The sequence below is a fragment of the Leclercia sp. M-A074-M genome (genome assembly GCF_965195605.1).
GTDB lineage: Bacteria > Pseudomonadota > Gammaproteobacteria > Enterobacterales > Enterobacteriaceae > Enterobacter.
Genome location: NZ_CBDAHM010000002.1, coordinates 130,337 through 152,651 on the forward strand (window position 1 = coordinate 130,337; position 22,315 = coordinate 152,651).

The 22,315-nt window shown below is 49.0% G+C and carries 20 protein-coding genes and 1 tRNA gene; 6 read left to right on the top strand and 15 right to left on the bottom strand.

The window, feature by feature from the left end:
* Positions 1–40 precede the first annotated feature (40 nt).
* Positions 41–116, bottom strand: a tRNA-Phe gene (locus tag ACOKCT_RS04280).
* Positions 117–288: 172 nt separating this feature from the next.
* Between ACOKCT_RS04280 and ACOKCT_RS04285 the strand changes: the two genes are divergently transcribed.
* Together ACOKCT_RS04285 and ACOKCT_RS04290 are read left to right on the top strand one after the other, a co-directional pair.
* A complete protein-coding gene (locus ACOKCT_RS04285; protein ID WP_103177929.1) occupies positions 289–1,131 on the top strand; it encodes an AraC family transcriptional regulator in 843 nt (280 codons plus the stop codon).
* A gap of 36 nt (positions 1,132–1,167) precedes the next feature.
* Entirely contained in the window at positions 1,168–1,758 is a 591-nt protein-coding gene (locus ACOKCT_RS04290) for a LysE family translocator (RefSeq protein WP_103177930.1), read from the top strand.
* On the opposite strand, the gene ACOKCT_RS04295 is transcribed toward ACOKCT_RS04290, so the two are convergent.
* The 5 genes from ACOKCT_RS04295 to aspA all read right to left on the bottom strand — a co-directional run bounded on the left by ACOKCT_RS04295 (position 1,755) and on the right by aspA (position 7,345).
* Positions 1,755–2,330 carry a transcriptional regulator gene (locus ACOKCT_RS04295; protein WP_103177931.1) on the bottom strand — a complete coding sequence of 192 codons (576 nt, stop codon included), beginning with the start codon at positions 2,328–2,330 and terminating at the stop codon, positions 1,755–1,757. The genes ACOKCT_RS04290 and ACOKCT_RS04295 overlap by 4 nt on opposite strands.
* Before the next feature lie 47 nt (positions 2,331–2,377).
* Positions 2,378–4,081: a protein-disulfide reductase DsbD gene (locus ACOKCT_RS04300; RefSeq protein WP_420193193.1), complete on the bottom strand. Its 1,704-nt coding sequence runs from the start codon at positions 4,079–4,081 to the stop codon at positions 2,378–2,380.
* Positions 4,057–4,380 (bottom strand): divalent cation tolerance protein CutA, encoded by a 324-nt coding sequence (gene cutA / locus ACOKCT_RS04305; RefSeq protein ID WP_103177933.1) that lies wholly within the window; start codon positions 4,378–4,380, stop codon positions 4,057–4,059. Before cutA ends, ACOKCT_RS04300 begins: the two co-directional genes overlap by 25 nt.
* Before the next feature lie 112 nt (positions 4,381–4,492).
* Positions 4,493–5,794 (bottom strand): anaerobic C4-dicarboxylate transporter, encoded by a 1,302-nt coding sequence (locus tag ACOKCT_RS04310; protein ID WP_103791334.1) that lies wholly within the window; start codon positions 5,792–5,794, stop codon positions 4,493–4,495.
* A 114-nt stretch (positions 5,795–5,908) separates the two neighbouring features.
* A complete protein-coding gene (gene aspA / locus ACOKCT_RS04315) occupies positions 5,909–7,345 on the bottom strand; it encodes an aspartate ammonia-lyase (protein WP_103177934.1) in 1,437 nt (478 codons plus the stop codon).
* A 335-nt stretch (positions 7,346–7,680) separates the two neighbouring features.
* Between aspA and ACOKCT_RS04320 the strand changes: the two genes are divergently transcribed.
* Entirely contained in the window at positions 7,681–8,151 is a 471-nt protein-coding gene (locus ACOKCT_RS04320; protein ID WP_103177935.1) for an FxsA family protein, read from the top strand.
* 89 nt (positions 8,152–8,240) lie between these two features.
* On the opposite strand, the gene yjeH is transcribed toward ACOKCT_RS04320, so the two are convergent.
* The gene (yjeH, locus tag ACOKCT_RS04325) at positions 8,241–9,479 is read right to left on the bottom strand and encodes an L-methionine/branched-chain amino acid transporter (RefSeq protein ID WP_103177936.1); all 1,239 of its coding nucleotides are present in this window, start codon (positions 9,477–9,479) and stop codon (positions 8,241–8,243) included.
* Between the two features lie 177 nt (positions 9,480–9,656).
* Between yjeH and ACOKCT_RS04330 the strand changes: the two genes are divergently transcribed.
* The 3 genes from ACOKCT_RS04330 to ACOKCT_RS04340 all read left to right on the top strand — a co-directional run bounded on the left by ACOKCT_RS04330 (position 9,657) and on the right by ACOKCT_RS04340 (position 12,132).
* Positions 9,657–9,950, top strand: a complete 294-nt coding sequence (locus ACOKCT_RS04330) for a co-chaperone GroES (RefSeq protein WP_032616151.1) — start codon at positions 9,657–9,659, stop codon at positions 9,948–9,950.
* A gap of 44 nt (positions 9,951–9,994) precedes the next feature.
* Entirely contained in the window at positions 9,995–11,641 is a 1,647-nt protein-coding gene (gene groL / locus ACOKCT_RS04335; protein WP_156653763.1) for a chaperonin GroEL, read from the top strand.
* 137 nt (positions 11,642–11,778) lie between these two features.
* On the top strand, positions 11,779–12,132 hold the full coding sequence (locus ACOKCT_RS04340) for a DUF4156 domain-containing protein (protein ID WP_103177938.1): 354 nt from the start codon (positions 11,779–11,781) through the stop codon (positions 12,130–12,132).
* Between the two features lie 51 nt (positions 12,133–12,183).
* Here the strand turns inward: ACOKCT_RS04340 and yjeJ are convergent, their stop codons facing one another.
* From yjeJ to ACOKCT_RS04380, 8 genes are all read right to left on the bottom strand, one after another.
* Entirely contained in the window at positions 12,184–13,047 is an 864-nt protein-coding gene (gene yjeJ, locus ACOKCT_RS04345) for a YjeJ family protein (RefSeq protein ID WP_103177939.1), read from the bottom strand.
* Positions 13,048–13,067: 20 nt separating this feature from the next.
* Positions 13,068–15,191 carry a peptidase domain-containing ABC transporter gene (locus tag ACOKCT_RS04350; RefSeq protein WP_103177940.1) on the bottom strand — a complete coding sequence of 708 codons (2,124 nt, stop codon included), beginning with the start codon at positions 15,189–15,191 and terminating at the stop codon, positions 13,068–13,070.
* Entirely contained in the window at positions 15,184–16,470 is a 1,287-nt protein-coding gene (locus ACOKCT_RS04355; RefSeq protein WP_156655429.1) for an HlyD family secretion protein, read from the bottom strand. Before ACOKCT_RS04355 ends, ACOKCT_RS04350 begins: the two co-directional genes overlap by 8 nt.
* Before the next feature lie 105 nt (positions 16,471–16,575).
* Positions 16,576–16,941: a hypothetical protein gene (locus tag ACOKCT_RS04360; RefSeq protein WP_103177942.1), complete on the bottom strand. Its 366-nt coding sequence runs from the start codon at positions 16,939–16,941 to the stop codon at positions 16,576–16,578.
* A 191-nt stretch (positions 16,942–17,132) separates the two neighbouring features.
* The gene (locus ACOKCT_RS04365; RefSeq protein ID WP_103181015.1) at positions 17,133–18,149 is read right to left on the bottom strand and encodes a fimbrial protein; all 1,017 of its coding nucleotides are present in this window, start codon (positions 18,147–18,149) and stop codon (positions 17,133–17,135) included.
* A gap of 23 nt (positions 18,150–18,172) precedes the next feature.
* Positions 18,173–20,722 carry a fimbria/pilus outer membrane usher protein gene (locus ACOKCT_RS04370; RefSeq protein WP_159340238.1) on the bottom strand — a complete coding sequence of 850 codons (2,550 nt, stop codon included), beginning with the start codon at positions 20,720–20,722 and terminating at the stop codon, positions 18,173–18,175.
* Between the two features lie 30 nt (positions 20,723–20,752).
* The gene (locus ACOKCT_RS04375) at positions 20,753–21,439 is read right to left on the bottom strand and encodes a molecular chaperone (protein WP_159340237.1); all 687 of its coding nucleotides are present in this window, start codon (positions 21,437–21,439) and stop codon (positions 20,753–20,755) included.
* A 56-nt stretch (positions 21,440–21,495) separates the two neighbouring features.
* Positions 21,496–22,065 carry a fimbrial protein gene (locus ACOKCT_RS04380; RefSeq protein WP_103177945.1) on the bottom strand — a complete coding sequence of 190 codons (570 nt, stop codon included), beginning with the start codon at positions 22,063–22,065 and terminating at the stop codon, positions 21,496–21,498.
* Positions 22,066–22,315: the final 250 nt, after the last annotated feature.

The window sequence follows — 22,315 nt, forward strand, 5'->3', positions numbered from 1 at the left end:
GAAAGCAAAAACCCGCCTTTTGGGCGGGTTCTTTAAATAGTGGTGCCCGGACTCGGAATCGAACCAAGGACACGGGGATTTTCAATCCCCTGCTCTACCGACTGAGCTATCCGGGCAACGAGGCGCATTAAACCGTAATCACATACAATCGTCAACCTTATTTCGGGAATTGCTGTTCAACTGCTTAAGTTTGCGGCAATCTGTCGGTTTGCGCGTCGATTTTGCACAAATCTTCCAGACAGAAAAACTATCTCAGGCAATGCTGACAGCGAAAAAGGGGGCGCGACGGTGAAAGACTGGCTTGAGCTGCGACAGCATGCGGATACGGGAATAGAAACGATCAAGGCGCACTTTGAAGGGCATGCCTTTGATCCTCACTGGCACGACAGCTATCTGGTTGGTATCACCCTCAGCGGTACCCAGCAGTTCCATTGCCGTCGTGAACGTCATCGTAGCCATCCGGGTGATGCGTTTCTGCTTGAGCCGGGCGAGATCCACGACGGTGATGCCCCTGTTGCGGGGGGCTTCACCTATCTGACGTTCTATCTCGATGAGCGCTGGTTGACCCAGACCCTGCATGGCCTGTATGACTCGACACCCGGAAGCTATTCGCTGCATTTCACGCAGACCTTGACCCGCGAGCCGCAACTGGTCCGCGCCATTGGCGACACCTTTGCGACGCTGCACACTGACGAGATGAAGATCGTCCAGCAAAGCACGATGGATAATCTGCTCTCTCAACTGACCTCCCATTGCTACTGGCGCAGAAAATTGCCCTCACAGTTGCAGAGCGCGGCGGTGGCGCACCGGGCGCGGGACTATCTCTATGCCCACCTGGGCGACAATATTGGCCTCTCCGATCTGGCACGGGAGACCGGCACCGATCGCTTCACACTCACCCGTTGCTTTAAGCGCGAGTTTCACCTGGCACCCCATGCCTGGCTGATTCAGCTGCGGCTGGCGAAAGCGCGGCAGTTTCTGGCGCGTGGGGATCAGCCCGTCGATGTAGCGGCAGCGCTGGGGTTTGCCGATCAAAGCCATTTAGGGCGCTGGTTCCAGCGCGCCTATCGCATTACGCCTGCCCACTACCGTAGGTTGTGCACAAACCTTCCAGACGTTTCCAGAAAATAACGGCAATGTCAGGGCTCTTATAAAAAGGAGCCACCTGTGAATATGTTGCCGTTTCTGTTGTTTGCTTTTGTCGCCTCGATAACCCCAGGCCCCACCAATATCCTTATTCTGACCAACAGTCAGCACTACGGCGTGAAGGCGACCCTGCCTGCGCTGGTGAGCGCCTGCGCGGCAGCGAGCACCATTGTGCTGATTTCGGGGGCCGGAGCGGGCGAGATACTGAGGCAGTATCCACTGGTGCGCCAGGTGATGAGCTGGGCCGGGGTGTTGTGGTTAAGCTGGATGAGCTGGCAGCTTTTTTGCGCGCCTGCGGCAAATTTATCCGGGCATAATTATACCCGCTTCACCGCGCGTGCCGCGGCGCTATTGCAGGTTATCAATCCCAAAACCTGGATGATGGCGCTGGCGGTAGTCAGCCTGTTTGCGCCAGCGGGAGAGGGGACATTACGGGAGATCGCGCTGATGGCGCTCTGCTTTTTACTGATTTCGGTGGCCTGCCTGCTGTGCTGGGCATGGCTGGGGCAGGCGGTAAACAGGCTGTTTCGCACCCCTGCCGCCATGGTGCGTTTTCAGCGCCTGATGGCGCTCTGTCTCTTCATTTCCGCCTGGGCGGGGATGCTGGCTTAGGTCAGCGCCCCACCTTTGCGACATTGCGCGAAGTGCAGGATATCTTCCGCCAGTCGCTGGGCAGTATCGACATCGGCCTGGCTTCGATTCACCAGCATCCGGCTAAGACAGCCTTCTATGATCAGATCCATCTGCTTTGCCACCATTGCCGGGTCGTCCACTTCGAGGGTGGTCAGCAGCTCATGCGTAAAGTCATGTGAGGCGCGTTTTTGCTGATCGGCCAACTGATGAATCGGGTGGCCGGGATCCGGGTAAAAGGTGCAGGCGGCAATAAACAGACAGCCCGGATAGCGGTGATTACGCACGCATTCGGTGAGCGCGGAATAGCGCGCCAGGAGCTTTTGCTCCGCCGAGAGCTCCGTGTTAAGCATCAGTTGCCTGCGCCAGGTGTCCACCTGCTGGCTAAGGTAGCGCAGGGCATCGTACAGGAGCGCTTCTTTATCGGGCCAGAAACGACGTAGTTCATCCAGAGGATAATTGACACGTTCAGCAACCATCTCTAGCGAGGTGCTGGCTATCCCTTGTATTTCAAGCAACTGTAGGGTTGCGCCCAGAACATCTTCACGTTGCACGGTTTATTCCTCCGTCTACTTTCGTACTTTCCCGCTTAAAGTGTCGTTTACGGTTGGCGATTGCGCAAATGCGCACTGAACGCGGCGGCATTCATAAAGCCCGTTACCCGTTGAGCAGGCTGCTCTTCACCCTGAGCGTTGAAAAACAGGATGGTGGGCAGACCGAGCACGTTGAGCGCCTTCAGCAGGGCCTTGTTCTCTGGACCGTTCGCCGTGACGTTGGCCTGCAAAAGGACGGTATCGTTCAGGGCGTTTTGCACCTGCGGGTCGCTGAAGGTGTATTTTTCAAACTCCTTGCAGGCGACGCACCAGTCGGCGTAGAGGTCGAGCATCACCGGCTTTCCTTGCGCCTGAGCCAGCGCGCGGTGTAAGTCGTCGACGTTCTTAACCGGCATAAAATTCAGGTGGGCCTGGCTTTGCGCGGCCGGCGCGCCAAATGCCCAGTCCTGTAGCGGACGCACGCTGACCAGCGCGGCGGCCAGCAGCAGAATTTGCACAATGCGGACCCAGGGCTTGCGGGCACTAAGGCTGCTGATAAAGGCCCAGCTAAAGAAGGCCACGCCCAGCATTGCCCACAGGCGCTGACCCCACACATCGCCAATGACGCGCTCGAGCAGGAAGACCGGCAGCGCCAGGATGACAAAGCCAAACGCGGTTTTGACCGTCTCCATCCACGGGCCGCTTTTCGGCAGCAGACGGTTACCGAATACCGTCACCAGAATTAGCGGCAGACCCATTCCCAGGGCATAGAGATAGAGCGTGCCACCGCCGAGCCACATATTGCCGCTCTGGGCGATGTAGAGCAGGATCGCGCTGAGTGGCGCCGTGGTGCAGGGCGAGCAGATCAGCCCGGCGATGGCGCCCATGGCAAACACGCCCCCCACGGAGCCGCCCTGCTGACGGTTGCTCATCAGCGTTAAGCGGGTTTGTAGAGACGAGGGCAACTGCAGGCTGAAGAGACCAAACATCGACAGCGCCAGCAGGATAAAGACGATCGACAGCCCGATGAGCACCCAAGGATGCTGGAGCGCCGCCTGAAACTGCAGCCCAGCCGCCGCGACGATCAGGCCGAGAGCGGTATAGGTGAGCGCCATCCCCTGCACGTAGCTAAACGCCAGCAACAGCGCGCGGGCAGTAGAGAGGCGCTGCTTACCGCCGAGCACGATGCCGGAGATAAGCGGATACATAGGCAACACGCAGGGCGTGAAGGCGATGCCAATGCCGATCAGCAAGGCCCAGAAGGCGGAGAAGGGCAGTTCACTGCCGCTATTGTGTGGGGCCGTTTTCCCCTTCTCAGGAGAGACGGGAGCGGATACAGCAGCCGCTTTGACTTCGCTCAGCGGCACCACTTTCGTCTCTGGTGGATAGCATAGCCCGGCGTCGGCACAGCCCTGATAAGTGACCGTCAGGGTGGCGCCTTTGGCGGCCTGATCCACCGTCACGGGAACTGACAGCTGGCCCCGGTAGATTTCGCTTTTGCCGTAGAATTCGTCTTCGTGGGCGACGCCAGCAGGCAACTGGAGTTTGCCGACCTGCGCCTGAGCGGGGGTGATGCTGATCTGCTTGCGATAGAGGTAATATCCCTCCTTCACATTCCAGTTGAGAGTCAGTTCGTGCTGGTTTTGCTGAAAATCGAAGACGAAAGCCCGATCGGCAGGGGTGAAGTTCGAGCGGCCGGGTGCATCAAACAACCCGGCAAAGACTGATGTGCTGCACAGCAGCAGGATTAGCGTAAGGAAGCGTTGAGCCATGAGAGATAGTCGTTATCGCCGTGAAGCACTGGCAGCACCAGCAGCTCCGGAGTCTGGTAAGGGTGATGCGATTTGAGGCAGTCGAGGAGCGCTTGCTGTTTCGCCACGCTCGATTTGAGCAGCATCTGCACTTCATACTCCTGTTCCAGTTTGCCTTCCCAGTAGTAAAGGGAGGTGGCGCCGGGGAGGATGGTCACACAGGCGGCGAGCTTTTCTGCCAGGACTTTGGCCGCCAGATCCTGAGCGGTCGCTTCATCGGGGGCGGTACAGAGTACAACAACAGTGTCAGGCGTGTTCACAGGTCGACCTCGTTATCGCAAAAAAATCACTATACCACGACGGGACGCTGCTCATTAATGAATCGGGCCGCTAAGCGGCCCGACTTTAACTCTTTTTACAACCAAAAAGGATTTACAGCACAATCCCGCCGATGATGAAGCCGAGGATCACGCACAGGGTAATGGCGATCACGCCCGGGATCAGGAAGGCGTGGTTAAAGACATATTTACCGATGCGGGTTGAGCCGGTGTCATCCATCTCGACGGCTGCCAGCAGCGTCGGGTAGGTAGGCAGCACAAACAGCGCGGAGACGGCAGCAAAAGAGGCAATGGCGGTGAGCGGTGAAACGCCCAGCATCAGCGCCGCAGGCATCAGCGCCTTGGTGGTGGCCGCCTGAGAGTAGAGCAGGGTCGCGGCAAAGAAGAGCACCACCGCCAGCAACCACGGATAGTTATGCAGCAGGTCGCCCGCCACGGTCTGGATGTCGGTGATGTGCGCTTTCACGAAGGTATCGCCCAGCCAGGCCACGCCCAGTACACACACGCAGGCGCTCATACCGGATTTAAAGGTGCTGGCGTTGAGCACTTCGCTGGTGTCGATTTTACAGGTGATACTAATGAGCGTGGCGATGGTCAGCATGAACACCACGATCGCTTCGTTACGCGGCAGGACCGGGTTCTTGATCAGCCCAACGGTATCGCTGATGGCGGTGGCGTAGAACATCACCGCGACAATGCCGATCAGGAACAGCAGCACGGAGCGTTTCGCGTGTGGCTTCAGGATAAACGCCTGGCTGCCGCGCAGCTTCACTTCGCCTTTTGCCAGACGCTCCTGATAGACCGGGTCGTCTTTCAGCTCGGCGCCGAGGAAGTTACAGAACACCGCGGTGATCATCACAGCAATCAGGGTCACCGGAATACAGATCGCCAGCAGCGTCAGGTAGCTCACGCCCAGCGGCTCAAGGATACCGGCAAAGAACACCACTGCCGCCGAAATGGGCGAGGCGGTGATGGCAATCTGCGAGGCGACAACGGCAATAGAGAGCGGACGGGAGGGACGGATGCCCTGCTCTTTTGCCACTTCGGTTATCACCGGCAGGGTGGAGAATGCGGTATGGCCAGTACCGGCCAGAATGGTCATAAACCAGGTGACCAGCGGAGCAAGGAAGGTAATGTATTTTGGATGACGGCGCAGCATACGCTCCGCCAGGCTCACCAGGTAGTCCATACCGCCTGCAACCTGCATGGCTGCGATAGCGGCGATAACGGCCATGATGATTTCAATTACATCAAACGGAATAGCGCCGGGTTTAATCTGGAGAAAGAGAGTGAGGACAAGTACGCCGAGACCACCGGCGAAACCGATGCCGATCCCCCCGAGTCTTGCGCCTAAGTATATCGCCAACAGGACGATGACGAGTTCTGCTCCGAACATAAGTGCCTACCTTGCTCATTAACAAGTTGATATTAAATTGTTGTGTTTTGGTAACGCCTAAAAACAAAAAAGGCACGTCATCTGACGTGCCTTCATGAAGTTTAACCTGAACTGTTATTGTTCACTTTCATCCGTATATCTTTTTGCTTTATAGGCCGGGTGCATTAAGTTTTGCGCCGAGAAGATATCATCCAGCTCGGCTTCTGTCAGCAAGCCACGTTCAAGTACGACCTCTCGCACGCTCTTACCGGTTTCTGCACAGATCTTACCGACGATGTCGCCGTTGTGGTGACCGATGAACGGGTTGAGGTAAGTGACGATACCGATGGAGTTATAGACGTAGCTTTCACATACCGCTTTGTTGGCGGTGATGCCGTTGATGCATTTTTCCAGCAGGTTGTAGCAGGCGTTGGTCAGGATATGAATGGATTCAAACATCGCCTGGCCAATCACCGGTTCCATAACGTTCAGCTGCAGCTGACCCGCCTCGGAAGCCATGGTAACGGTAATGTCGTTGCCGATGACCTTGAAGCAGACCTGGTTAACCACCTCTGGCACTACCGGGTTCACTTTGGCTGGCATGATGGAGGAGCCCGCCTGCAGTTCCGGCAGGTTGATTTCATTCAGACCGGCACGCGGCCCGGAAGAGAGCAGGCGCAGGTCGTTACAGATCTTGGAGAGTTTCACCGCCAGGCGTTTCAGCGCACTGTGCACCATCACGTAGGCGCCGCAGTCTGATGTGGCTTCAATCAGGTCTTCTGCTGGCACCACCGCCAGGTTAGAGACTTCGGCCAGCTTCTGCACCGCCAGCTGCTGATAGCCGTCCGGGGTATTCAGGCGCGTACCGATGGCCGTTGCGCCCAGGTTCACCTCAAGCAGCAGCTCAGAGGAGCGCATCAGGTTTTTGGTCTCTTCATTGAGCAGCACGTTAAATGCGTGGAACTCCTGACCAAGGGTCATTGGTACCGCGTCCTGCAGCTGGGTACGGCCCATTTTCAGGATGTCCTGGAATTCGACGGCCTTGTTCTGGAAACCTTCGCCCAGCTGGTTAATGGCATCAACCAGCTTCACGATGGAAGCGTATACGGCGATACGGAAACCGGTCGGATAGGCGTCGTTGGTAGACTGGCATTTATTGACGTGATCGTTCGGGTTCAGGTACTGGTACTCACCTTTCTGGTGGCCCATCAGCTCAAGGCCGATGTTTGCCAGTACCTCGTTGGTATTCATATTCACTGACGTACCCGCGCCGCCCTGATAGACGTCCACCGGGAATTGATCCATGCACTTGCCGTTGTTCAGCACTTCATCGCAGGCGGCGATGATGGTATTGGCGATACTTTTCGGAATGGTTTGCAGCTCTTTGTTTGCCATTGCTGCCGCTTTCTTCACCATTACCATGCCACGCACAAACTCAGGGATATCACTGATTTTGCTGTTGCTGATGTAGAAGTTTTCAATCGCTCTCAGAGTGTGAATACCATAGTAGGCATCCGCTGGAACTTCCCTGGTACCCAACAAATCTTCTTCGATACGAATGTTGTTTAACATGTGAACCTTCTTTTCAAGCTGCCGATTGATGTACTAAACGCACAGTACATATGTGGTTATGTCTATTTTCTGACCGACGATTATCCCCTGAATCGACCAGATACCCGGAATGATATGCTGATGATAGCGAATTGCCGTAACCTGGATCACTTATTATGGACCCGGTGACATGATATTTATCAATCTGTGAAATGAATCACCGCTTTAATATTTCCAGAAAAAATATCCGTGCAAACCGATTGAATTTTGACTAAACGCCTCCATCTCTGACAAACGCGAATCGCAAATTGTTACCGACAGGGGCCATAACGGCGTCTGCCACACAGGAGAAGCCAGTGCGCTGGATACCGTTAGCTGCAATCTTTCTTTATGTTTATATAGAGATTTCTATTTTTATTCAGGTCGCCCACGTGTTTGGCGTCCTGCTGACCCTGGTTCTGGTCATTTTTACATCGGTGATTGGCATGTCACTGGTGCGCAACCAGGGTTTCAAAAATTTCCTGTTAATGCAGCAGAAGATGGCCGCCGGGGAGAGTCCGGCAGCGGAGATGGTCAAAAGCGTGTCGCTGATTATCGCCGGCCTGCTGCTGTTGCTTCCGGGTTTCTTTACCGATTTCCTGGGGCTGCTGTTGCTGTTACCGCCGGTGCAGAAACACCTGACCCTGAAGCTACTGCCGCATCTGCGTTTTAACCGGATGCCGGGCGGCGGGTTTAGCGCCGGAACGGGCGGTGGGGAGACCTTTGACGGGGAGTATCAGCGTAAGGATGAGCAGCGCGATCGCCTGGACCATAAAGACGACCGTTGATATCAGTAGCCCGGCGGCGCTGCGCTTGCACGGGCCTACGAAACCGTAGATTCTGTAGGCCCGGTAAGCGAAGCGCCACCGGGCGTTAATTAAACCGCACCACGCTTCGGCAAGAACCACCACAATCCCGCCAGCATCACAATGGCGTACAGACTCTTCCATCCCACCATCGCCAGCAGCAGTAAACAGAGTACCCCACCAATCATCGCCAGCACTTTATAGCGTCCTTTTAGCAGGCGACATCCCGCCAGCATGCACAGCAGATAGATCATAATGAAGATGCCGTTGGCATAGACGATAAGCGCGTCGAGGTTGATATCCAGCCAGTAGATTGCCAGGGTGCTTATCACACAGCAGCCCAGCACCGCGTTCAGGGCGTTAAGCGGGAGCTGGCGTCTGGACAGGCGGGCGAGAGGGCTTTTGGGTTTGTACAGCGCCTGGGACCACACTAGCCGGGCAAAGCTCTGAATGTAGATATTCAGGCTGGCGAAGCAGGCGAGGTAACCAATCACGCAGGCAACCCACAGCGCTTTCACGCCAAATAGCTGGACCACGATGGCGGGAAGCGAGGCTGCCGCAGCCATATCGGCACCATAGGCAGTGAAATGAAGCACCAGCACCGTACAGGCCCAGTAGACCGTACCTGCCAGCAGCAGCCCTATCATCAGCGCCCGCGGGAAATCACGTTCCGGCTGTTTAAACTCTGAGGCCAGATGCGCAAAGGCTTCAAGACCGACGAAACACCAGAACATGACGGAAAGGGCTGCGAATAGCTGCAAATGATCGAGATCGGTTAAGGCAGGGAAGGGGATCTGTGTCACCTGAAGATCCCCTGCCCACCAGATAGCGGCAATCAGCGCCACAATCAGCACCGCCACCAGGGTTTGCAGGTTGGCGCTGGAACTGGCGCCGCGTGAGCCGACCCACCAGACGATGGCCAATGTACCCAGCTCAGCCAGTAAGAGCTGCGCGTCATGCCAGCCAAACAGCGCCTGGCCAAACCCCGTCGCAATATGCAGGGCGGCAGGTAAGCCCACGGGGATAACAGAAAGGAACAGCCAGCCGGTGACGCGCTCCAGACGCGGGCCAAATGCCATCCCGACAAAGTGAGCCACCCCACCGGCGCTCGGGAAGTGTCGCCCGAGAAGCGCAAAAACAATCGCCACCGGGAAGACCAGCACGATGAGCACCGGCCACGCCCAGAGACTGTTATCACCCGCCACCAGGGCCGCCAGCGCCGGTACGGCAAACACCCCCGTGCCTAATAAAGAGGTTGAAAGTAAGCCAACACCCTGCGCGAGTCCCAGCTCTTGTTTGAGTCCACTCATTCCATTGTCCTGCCGCCATCAAAAGAGAGGCGATGGTAACACTTTCACAAATTTTTTTTCGACTACCCCTTGAAGGGGTAAAACCCCATCCCCATCTCTCAGGGCACTAGCCGGAAAACCGCTTACGGCCCGGCGTCACCCATAACTGATAATGACTTTCTCAAAGGAGAGCTATCAATGAGTATTCGTCCGTTACATGATCGTGTGATCGTCAAACGTAAAGAAGTTGAAACCAAATCTGCGGGCGGCATCGTTCTGACCGGTTCTGCAGCAGCAAAATCAACGCGTGGCGAAATCATCGCTGTCGGTAAAGGTCGCATTCTGGAAAACGGAAATGTGCAGCCGCTGGACGTTAAAGTTGGTGACATCGTCATTTTCAACGATGGCTACGGTGTGAAATCCGAGAAGATCGACAATGAAGAAGTGCTGATCATGTCCGAAAGCGACATTCTGGCAATTGTTGAAGCGTAATCCGCGAACGACACTGAACATACGAATTTAAGGGAAAGATTAAAATGGCAGCTAAAGACGTAAAATTCGGTAACGACGCTCGTGTGAAAATGCTGCGCGGCGTAAACGTACTGGCAGACGCAGTTAAAGTGACCCTGGGCCCGAAAGGCCGTAACGTGGTTCTGGACAAATCCTTCGGCGCACCAACCATCACCAAAGATGGTGTTTCCGTAGCGCGTGAGATCGAGCTGGAAGACAAGTTCGAAAACATGGGTGCCCAGATGGTGAAAGAAGTTGCCTCTAAAGCGAACGACGCTGCAGGCGACGGCACCACCACCGCAACTGTACTGGCGCAGGCTATCATCACTGAAGGTCTGAAAGCCGTTGCTGCGGGTATGAACCCGATGGATCTGAAACGTGGTATCGACAAAGCTGTCGCTTCCGCTGTTGAAGAGCTGAAAGCGCTCTCCGTACCGTGCTCTGACTCTAAAGCTATTGCTCAGGTTGGTACCATCTCCGCTAACTCCGACGAAACCGTAGGTAAACTGATCGCTGAAGCGATGGATAAAGTCGGTAAAGAAGGCGTGATCACCGTTGAAGACGGTACCGGTCTGGAAGACGAACTGGACGTGGTTGAAGGTATGCAGTTTGACCGCGGTTACCTCTCCCCATACTTCATCAACAAGCCAGAAACTGGCGCTGTTGAGCTGGAAAGCCCGTTCATCCTGCTGGCTGACAAGAAAATCTCCAACATCCGTGAAATGCTGCCAGTTCTGGAAGCCGTTGCGAAAGCAGGTAAGCCGCTGGTTATCATCGCTGAAGACGTTGAAGGCGAAGCGCTGGCAACGCTGGTGGTTAACACCATGCGTGGCATCGTGAAAGTGGCTGCGGTTAAAGCACCTGGCTTCGGCGATCGCCGTAAAGCGATGCTGCAGGATATCGCTACCCTGACTGGCGGTACCGTTATCTCTGAAGAGATCGGTATGGAGCTGGAAAAAGCGACGCTGGAAGACCTGGGTCAGGCGAAACGCGTTGTTATCAACAAAGACACCACCACCATCATCGATGGCGTGGGTGAAGAAGATGCCATCCAGGGCCGTGTTACTCAGATCCGTAAGCAGATCGAAGAAGCGACCTCTGACTACGATCGTGAAAAACTGCAGGAGCGCGTTGCTAAACTGGCAGGCGGCGTAGCCGTTATCAAAGTGGGTGCCGCTACCGAAGTTGAGATGAAAGAGAAGAAAGCCCGCGTTGACGATGCCCTGCACGCGACCCGTGCTGCGGTAGAAGAAGGCGTGGTTGCCGGTGGTGGTGTTGCTCTGGTTCGCGTTGCAGCGAAACTGGCTGGCCTGACCGCTCAGAACGAAGATCAGAACGTGGGTATCAAAGTTGCGCTGCGCGCAATGGAAGCGCCACTGCGTCAGATCGTTTCCAACGCCGGTGAAGAGCCGTCTGTTGTGGCGAACATGGTGAAAGCGGGCGAAGGTAACTACGGTTACAACGCTGCTACCGAAGAGTACGGCAACATGATCGACTTCGGTATCCTGGACCCAACTAAAGTGACCCGTTCTGCGCTGCAGTACGCGGCCTCTGTTGCTGGCCTGATGATCACCACCGAGTGCATGGTCACTGACCTGCCAAAAGGCGATGCCCCTGATTTAGGTGCTGCTGGTGGTATGGGCGGCATGGGTGGTATGGGCGGCATGATGTAATCATGTTGTTCTGCACCTCGCAGAAATGAACAAACCCCCGGTCAGAAATGATCGGGGGTTTTTCTTTTGGTCATCTTTTAGGTATAAGGTTTAGACGCGGGCAGCACGTGCCCAGCTTATTGAAAACGAGGAATAACATGCGCGTTAAAGTGGGTGCAGGGATCGTAGCGGCAGCGTTGCTGCTGGCGGGGTGTAGTTCCGGTAACGAACTCTCTACTGGTGGGCAGAGCGTTCGCTTTGTAGAAGATAAGCCGGGCAGTGAATGTCAGCTGGTCGGTACCGCAACCGGTAAACAAAGTAACTGGCTTTCAGGGCAGCATGGCGAAGAGGGCGGTTCAATGCGCGGTGCGGCAAACGCTCTGCGTAATCATGCAGCGGAGATGGGCGGGAACGTGATTTATGGCGTAAGCAGCCCAACCCAGGGTTTACTGTCGAGTTTTGTCCCGACCGCCAGCGAAATGCAGGGCCAGGTTTATAAGTGCCCGAACTGATTTGATTGGTGCCTTTTTCAGTGATGAGAGGCACCTTTTTTATAAAAGCTATCAGGCGCTAATTTGTGCATTTATTTCTGAATAAAAAGACTTTAGATACTGCATGCACTCCTCCAGCGTCATCATTTTACCCGGCTCAGAAGGGAAGTATTTGCTAAATATCTGGCTGGGCTGGCACTGGGTATGAACTTCTATAAGTTTTGGATTTCTTTCAGCCATGCGCATTATAACGCTGTTTTCATGTTCTGATGGATGTGGGGCGCTGGTTTTAATTAAAGCACCAGAAATAATTTTCTTACCCTCGTCCGTATCGCAACAAAAAAGTATGGCCAAAGAGTGCGTAAAAAGATTAAGTTTCCACTCATCTGGAGAATAATATTGGTAGTCGACACCATGAGCTTTTGTCAAATCTACAGCACAAAGCATCAGAAAATCCATCGTTGAACTCAAATAATGAGTTACATCACTATCATCACAATTTTTTAACGTCTGCTGAATTCCTACTAAAAGCGCCTCTACCTGCATATCATCAATACGCAACGAGACTATCTGTTCATTCTGAAGTACCAGGATCAGCGTTGACCAGCTCTCTCCTGGTTTTAATGTAATCGACATTACGCGTTTTTCCGGGTTTGGTTGCTGTATTTCCGAAAGGTCGATCATTGGGGTATTAGATATTAAGCGCTCATTAAAAGCAGTAAGTTCTGTTTTATAAGCCTCGCCTTCATTATTGAGACGCTGCAGTACTGCTACCATTCTGTTCTGAAGGACTAATAGTAAATCAGCCAGCATCTGAACTTGAAAATAATATGTATGGCAAATTTCATTTTGCAGTTTGGTTTTAAGCATGAGAGCCATAAAACGTCCTTCATATTTAATCCCTGCAGTATTGAAACCAATAAATGAACCTTGCATGCGACTCTCCTTGTGTGCTGTTACGCTGAAATTAGTGTATTGGGTTGCGATAAATCAATAATGCGATCGGCTGAAGCAATAGTGGACGGCCGATGAGCAACAATAATTCGGGTAATACTTAAACCAGATATAGACTGGTTAATAGCAGATTCGTTTTTAAGGTCGAGATGGCTGGTTGCTTCATCCATAAATAAAATGCTGGGCTTACGATAAAGTGCACGTGCTATCAAAATACGTTGCTTTTGGCCGCCAGAAATACCTAAGCCAAGCTCACCCACAATGGTTTCATATCCCATCGGCATTTTCATTATTTCGTCATGGATGTTACAGCGACGTGCGCATTCGATAACAAAATCCATATCTGCGTTATCTTCAAAACCGCTGATATTTTCAATAAGCGATCCTGAGAATAGTCTGTCTTCCTGGAGTACGCAGGCCGTTCCCTGGCGAAAATTATTAAGCCCAATTTTCTGAATATCGAGGTTGTCCGCCAGAACATCACCAGTTGTCGGAGACAGCAGGCCACACATAACTTTTAACAGCGTAGTTTTTCCCACGCCGGAAGGGCCAACCAGAGCCACTGATTCACCGGGTTCGACGATGATATTTAAATTTGAGAAAATTGGCTGTGAGAACGGATCGTACTGATAGCTAAGGTTTTTTACCTCTAACTTAACGCCGGAATTTTCTGTAAAGATACGCCGCGAAGGCAACTCTTTTTCTGGTTCACTAAAAACAATCTCAGAAAGACGCTCATTATGTAATGACAGCATACGCAACTGCATGACCAGATCGACCAAACTGGATGCTCGCTGGGAGAATTGCCCACGATAGGCATTAAATGCCATAAACATACCGAGCGTCATATTATTTTCAATCACCATAATAGCGCCAAGCCAAAGCACTGCAACCTGATCGATAGAGGTAATTAAAGTATTGATACCGCCAAACATCATGTCGAAACGAGTCTGTTTTATACCAGCATTACAAGCATCGATATTAATGTTCAACCAGTGCTGTGAACGACGGTCTTTTAAATTCAATGCCTTGATCGTCGAAATACCATATAGTGACTCCATGAAGTGTGAACTGGAGCGAGCACCCTTTATAACCTGCTCTTCAGAAACTCGACGATAGAAACTATAGGTAGCGAATCGCATAATGGCATAGCACAATGTGAAACCTACAACCACCCAAACCAGCCAGCCGCCATAAAGCGTTAACATCACCAACAGGCCAATGGTCATTATTGTGTCGATAATGCCTGTCACAATACTATTAGTAAAAGTTGCACGAATAGTATCCAGCGATGAGAAACGAGACTGAATGTCACCTAAATGCCGTTTTTCAAAAAAGGATAACGGTAAACTCGCCAGATGATCAAAGAGCGTTGTTTTCCACTGAATATTGGTGAGGGTATTCAGCGTCAATGAAGTCCATGCCCGAAGCATGCTGATAAACATGCGGAATAGAGTAAAGAACACCAGACCAATACAGATAACTGACAGTAAGCTCTGATCGTGCGCCATAATAACATGGTCAGTGACCAGCTGTGTTCCAATCGGTAATAATAAACTGATAGCTTCAACCACTACCGAAAAAGCGAAGATTTTTAGCAGGACGGATTTCAAGCCTACAATATTACGCATAAGATCCAGCAGGCGTAGACGAGACTTAGCATGCTCTTGCTGGAAATTTTTGTCCGGCCAAAGCTCCAACGCAACGCCAGTGAAGTTGTTGGACATCTCCTGAATGCCAATAATTCTTTTGCCCAAAGCAGGATCATGCACTATGAAGCTATTCTTACGCACTTTAGTCAGTACAACGTAATGGTTCATACCCCAGTGGATAATGCAGGGGAGCTTTAGTTGTTTTATTTCATCGAGATCGAGAGAAAGCGCCCGGCTTTTCAGTCCAGTATGCTCAGCTGTTTTACTCAGAGACATTAGTGTTACGCCCTGAGAAGGACTGCCGTAACGGTGGCGGAAATTAAATAGATCAATATTGAGTCCGTAGAAGCCGCAAATCATAGCCAGGCAGGCAATCCCGCATTCTGATGCCTCTGACTGTAAAATAACGGGTGTTTTATGACGGATTGAAAAGTTAAGTTTATTTATAATCGTTTTAAAAATCTCTTTATTCATCAATCGGCCCGCTCACGCTTTGCATAATTTTATAGAAAGGGGTAAACATCCACATATAAAGAGGACGTTCCTCCAGGAAAACCACAGCCTGCGCCTTCAAACCATTTGAAAGCGTAAGTACTTTCCCATTATAATTAAATTCTTTATTTTTAATTTTTATAATGGCTTTATAAAGCGCTAAATCTTGCTGGTTAGAACCATTACTTACGTTGGTATATTCAGCCATCTCCTGTCTCGAGGCAGGAACTGATGAAAGCGTAAGAACTTCACCAGGGAACTGACCAAACTTATCCGCCGGGAATGCATCGTAGCGTATATTAATAATATCCCCTTTCTTAATGTAGGGGATTGCGTTATTTGGCAACCAAATTATTAGGTAATATTCAATGTTTCCTGTCGGTTTAATTTGCGCAAGACTGCTGCCATTTTCAACCATCTGGCCTTTAGTAACGGCCAAAGATTCTATTTTACCATCGATTGTTGCTTTGATAATAATATTGCCATTTGCATTTGACTCTACTAATTGGTTTTTAAAATCATTTATTTGATTGTTCTGGCCAGAAATTTGATTGTCAAAGTCGGCCGCTTTAGTAACTTTATCACTGTTCGCTTGTGTAAGCTGAGTTTCAAGCTGCATTTTTTGACTAACAAGAGACTGATAAGCGCTTTGTTGCTGAAAGTATAACGAATGTTGATAGTTATATTGGTCTTTTGTAATCAATCCATCTTTAAGATACTTATCGTAGCTGGCCAGGTTAGTATGCATTTTATTTAACCCTGCCTGAGTGTTTATCAACATGCGGCTAGTTTCTTCCAGTGAATCTTTTATAGTTGCAATTTGTTTTTCGATGGCACGCAATGTTTCTGATTTGTTATGCGAAAGTTTGCTAATTATATTTTCCGCATTCGCTATTTTTTGATCAATAACTTCGATCTGCGCAGTATTTACGTTACCATTAATGGTGCTACGCGAAATGTCCAGTTTATAAAGCGGCTGTCCTTTATTTACAATTTCGCCCACTTTGACATACTGATTAACAACAAAACCTTGCTGAGGAGCAAAGACGTTAACAGAGTGAGGGAGAGTGATAACTTCACCTCGAACATCAATACGTTGGGTAAAGGAGCAAAAAATAAGTGACAAAACAAGTACAGCAATAAAAGTAAAAGCCAGTAGAGTGACTATCCAGGCTGGCATTCCTGCTAATAGTAATGCCTTTCCTTTCCAGTGATTTTTTTTATATTCAATCGCTTCCCTGCGATAAATTTTTCTCAGCATAACTACCACTTATTTCTGCTTTAGTAATAAAGGCCTGAATTATCAGGCCTTATTTAAGTATAAAAGGATTTATACTATTTTTTTATATAACCATTCGGTTATACATTAGCTCCATGGAGCGAAGGTTCCACTAAAGAAACCGTTAGCGCCCGCAGAAGATTGCTCTAAAGCAAAATCCCAACCGCCCATGGCGCCATAAATAGCGCCGCCAATGGCACCGACTACCAGACCCCAAATCATCCCAACACCCTGACCAGCTGCGCCAACGCCAAGCAGACCACCGCCGTTACCGCCCTGGGAGCCGCCAATGATTGAGCCATACATAGCAAATGCTGCTCCAGTAATTAAACCGGAGGCAACCGCTTCAAAACCGTTGCTCACAACACTGGTAATTGCTGAGCCGAGAGAAGAAAAATCCCAGGAATAGCCACCAGAGATAGCTTCCATTTCAAATGTAGTTAAATTTTGCATGTTTAATCCTTTAAGTGGTATGTCAAAATATATTTCTTTTAGGCCATTCACTAATAACTGACCTGCTGAAAATATAACTTTTACTATGAGGTTGAGCAACTAAATTAAATATTAAGATATAATTAAATGGTCGTTTGTTTTCTAAAAAAAAAGAGATTTTCACAATCTCTTTTTTTTAATTTTGGATCTATTTACTCTTCTTGAATGACAACTTCTAGTATAGCTTTTACATTTCCTGTGGTGATTTCGTTGATATTGCTGCTCGATCTATAATAGTCTGCTGTAAAGGCAAAGGATTGAGATGTTGTTACATTATTAATATAGTATTTATCCATATCATAAAAAACGATTGGTTTGTTATCTTTTTTGAAAATAATGCCTACATTACTTGCTGCATTGGCACCAGTTAACATATTATCAATGATGCCATCACCATATGCGCTGGTTCCTGTTATGGGGTTGAACCAATAGGTTACTTTGTTACCCAGCGCGTTTGCTGGACAAAGTATATTCATAGTAATCGTTTTTTGAGCCGGAGTTATTCCTCCTCTTGATACTGATAGAAGTGTATTTTTTTCAATTCTATTTAGTGTTACCTGACTTGAGCCTGCAACTGATATATCACATGAGCTATCTTTAAAAGTGATATTACTGATTTTAACATTTGCGTTGACTAAAGTCCTCTCTGCAGGTTTTGGGTTAGTGACTAAATTGCCAACAGAGAAATTGATTGATGCATCAGCACTTGTTCCAGATATGTCAATAACAGATTTGGTTTTTATCAACCAAATCGTTATAAATTCATAATCATTATTAGACTTTTCGATCGGTACTATCGTTGATCCCACAACTGCAGGTTTTACCGAACCATTTTTGCTGGCTAAAATATCTGAAACCTGAAAACCGATGCCGTCAATACCGGTCGCATATACGGGCTTCCCTTGTAATCCAGTAACGCCCGGCACTTCAGGGGCGGTAGATGAAATTATATACTGATCACCCAAGACCTTACTACACGAGAAAGTTTTATAATGTCCAGTACCAAATTTCTTGCTGAATAATACCGAACCAACCGGAATAGATGGGTCGGTCGCTATTTTAGGCGATATGGAAAGGGTTAATAATTTGCTGCTGCCGTCATAAGTACACTTTGCCATAGCATCGCTATAACAAAATATAATTCCCAAAAAAAATAATACTTTCTTCATAAATTCAACTCCCTTGAAAGTCATTAGCGGCATATGGCATCAATTTGATTAACTCCACTGACACCCTCTTCCCTTGCCGATAAATCAAATGATGCACGGCATTGCTGAGCGGTGCTTTCTCCCCACTTGACATCGAGAATACCGGTTTGCTTAAGGCCAGAAAAGTAAACCATGCCAGCATCACCCACTATGTTAGTTTGCTTGCTAATATCATTTAACAACAATGCAATGGCACCAAAAGGAACGTTTTTACCATCATTTGTTTTAAGATGGATAAAAGCACGCTGCCCAATTTTTCCTGAATAATTTGTGCGCACTATAGCTCCGCGGGTGGGTACCACCGTTTGAGTTGTTTCCGGTAATTCCATATTATCAGCCAACGTTGAGCTATCCAGCGTAATATCAGTCCGGCGGTAAGGCGTTACATATGGAACAATTGCATAGCCGCGATAATCTGTAGAAATGGTGGCATCGTTAGTCAGTTTTACATCATTTAACCCAGGTGCTTTTACCAGAACTGCAGCGTCGGTTATATCCTGACCAAAAGTGAGGCCATCAGCATGGGCAATAACGCTTCCGCTGGCACCATAATCAATACGCTGACTATTACGATTATAGCTATAACCCGCGTTAATACTACCTCGTGAGCCGTTATAGGTTGCGCGCATATCGCCGCTATAGTAATCCTCTCGGTTGCTGTACCCCTGCTGAATACTCCACTCCAGGCTATCATTTTCGAGCCCGATACCACCGATAGCGACAGATTGATCAGTTGAGCCGGGATTACTGTTGGTTAACTGATAGCTGGTATAGGTGCCAGGCAGCCAGTTACTCAGAGGAACAGTTACTGTCAGATTTACCCGCTGGTCGTCCTGAGCATCTTTGCCTGAACTGTTGCCATTCCAGGTATAGCGGTTATAACTGTAACCGAGATAATAAGTAATGCTGTTCCAGCCACCGTTATAGCCGATGCTTATCGATTTGTTGGTGCGCTTATTATCCCAATAATCTTCAATAAGTCCGCTGATTGATAAACTTCCCAGGCCTTTTCCTAAGTTTTGGTTTACTGTCAAATTTGTTCTGTTGCGCAGTGCGCGGCCAGCTGAGTAGCTACCGTCATTAGAATAGGTATCCAGCACATCAGTTAATGTATTGAAACCTTTTGTAGAGTAACGATAACCCGCAATGGTAATGTTAGTCCCTGTTTCAATAATGTTTTTACCGTAGCGTACCCGCCAAGATTGCCCGGATGTTTTTTCCTGGTCGCGTTTTTTTGACCATGCCTGGATAACATCCACAGAGATGGCACCGAGATCGCCAAGATTATAACCAAGGCCTGCTGAAATGGACTGGTAATGTGAAGAGAACTGGGTTCCCCCATAAACTGTTGTACTACTGGTCGCCCCATAGCTGGCCGTGGCTTGGGTAAACGGTGTTTCATCAACACTGTTATCGTAGGGACGGTATTTACCTGAGGTAATTTCATACTCAACTTGTTTTTCACGAAGCATCAGCGGGAGCGTCGCAAATGGCACGACAAAGTTTTGTGTTGTACCATCGGATTCTTCGACAGTGACATAGAGATCGCCGCTACCACCGCTGGGGTACATGTCGGTAATCTCGAAAGCTCCAGGTGCGACGTAAGTCTGATACACCTGGTAGCCGTTCTGTTTAATCACCACACGGGCATTGGTTTTTGCGATACCGCGTACGATCGGCGCATAACCACGCATACTTTCTGGTAGCATGCTGGTATCTGTCGCTAATTGCAGGCCTGTAAAGGGAACGCTATCAAAAATGTTAGACAGTGAAGAGCTTTCCCCGATTACCAGATTACTGTTAAGTGAACGGATACTGCGTTGCATATAAAGATAGGCAGAATCCCATGCTCCCTCATCACTACGGGTTTTATTCCAGGTACTGAGATTGCGGATACGCCATGCCCCTACATTCAGCCCGGACTGTAGGTTCAGGCTATAATATTCATCCTTGGACTCAAGATCCTCTGAACCGCTGAACTGATAATTCACCAGCAGCGCATTGATGCCGTCATCAAATTGCTCTGGAGGTATATATCCCTGAGCGGTTGTAGACATCGCAGCCTGGGGGATCGAAATATTAAGCCGCTGTGTTGCAAAGTCGAATACGGTTTCAGTATCAGGAATTACATTAAGGTTGGCGCACCCTTGCTTATTTTCCTGTAAAGCGGGAAATGAACTCACTTTGACGCCATACCTGGATAACATCTCCAGGCTTAAACAAGGGGCAAGTTTAAGTTGGTCGTCATTAGCGTTGGCATTGCTGTCAATAACAAAATTAATGCTTTTTGTCTCAAGGTAACGACCATTAAAGATGATATCTACACGGTACTCCCCTGGTGCCTGGGCATGTCTGTTCTGAAAAACTGATAAATCTGGAATATCTAAGGGACTGCCATTATTTGCAGAGTTAATAAATGCGGGATCAAAGAAATCGCGTGCATATGCCTTATTGTTTAATTCGTGGTACAACGCACAAAGCATTGCCAAACACAGAGTTGATAACTTTAATAGCCCTTTATTTTTATTTTTCATAGACACATCCCTTTTTATTGCTAACATCTATCACAAAGGTGAAGAGTATAAAGATCCTGCTCCGCCATAATCATTTACTATCTTCCAGCTAATACTGGATGCATTGATGTCTTTAATATCAATTTTCTTAGTCGAGAATGGCGATATTGTTCTCACATCAAGGTTTATATCTGTATTTCCAAGATTAACCATATTAAAGTAGTAAAAAAATGGAGTAGGATTCTTAAGCGTTATGGTTTTACCGGACTTACGCCATTCCAGTTTTTTTGCTTCAGTGTTCGGCGATAAACTATTTATTGATTTCGGCCGATAAATGAGGCGCATACGATGACGAACTGCAAGCTGAATGGTGTTATTATTAGCATAGGTATTATCAGAAGGGGGAATCGCCATCACGTTGAAAAAGAATAAAGATTCGCGGTCATCTGGTGCATCAACTTTAGTTGTAGCAAAAAGACGTACCGTATTTTGCTGTTTAGCTTCCAGACGAAACAACGGAGGAGTGGCTAGAAATGAAGGTGATTTCCCTGCCGGAGTCTCAACCCATGATTTAATTAAATAAGGCATGTCATCTTTGTTTTCAATTTGTGCGGTGATTTCACGCGAACCTTCTTTGTAAAGATAGCGAGTTGACTCAATTACAATGCCAGCATGAGCGAGATTACTTACTAATAATGTGCACGCCAGGTTAACGATAAATAGAATAGTTCTGAGCATACGGATTTCTCAAACAGAGAGAGCCTGAGCGCATACGCCCAAGCTCTAAAAGGATATTACTTGGTGGTGTAATCGATAGTAAAGGTTGCTACACCTTTAACCGGACCTTCAGTGACAGAAGTTGTTGAGTTAACTTTTACATAACCGGTGGTATAGTTCAAATAGGTCACTTTACCAGCCGTGTAAGATTCATTCATAACATTACCATCGAAGGATACGCGGGAACCATCGCTAACCTTCTGAATACCAATGCCGATACCAGCAGCGCCGTTTTCTGCAATATTGTCCAGGATGTCAGCGCTTGAACTGGTAGTACCGGTTACGGCAACGGTCAGGCCATTTACGTTGGAAGCATTCGAGCTGCCCAGAGCACAGTCTTTAACTTCAAAACCGAACTTCTGTGCTTTAAACAGAGTATTTGCTGCCTGTCCATTTGCTTCACTTGTGGTGACAGTAGCCAGACGAACAATACCGTTGTTCAGGGTACCAGTCGGAGTCACGACGCAAGAAGTAGAGGAGTCAGAAACTTCACCAAGAACAGTCACTTCTGCATTGTTAATTGCCAGAGCCTGTGCGCTTACAACTGCAGAAGCAGCAACCATTACAGCTACGATTGTTTTTTTCATTTGTTTAATCCATTTAAAAGTACTAGGGTCCTAAATAGTTGCCAGCCTTACGGTTATCGTTATTAAGATAATAACTAATACTAATAACAATTTTTATTAATACTAACGTGGTTGACACTATAGTTACTTGCTTGCCATTCCATAAAGCACAAATCGTGTTCGAAACACGTATACTGTTGCCCGGTGGAAGCTACATAAATTAAAAATGTTCTCTCCAAAAAAAGCATGTGAATGTTTCATCATTTTACTT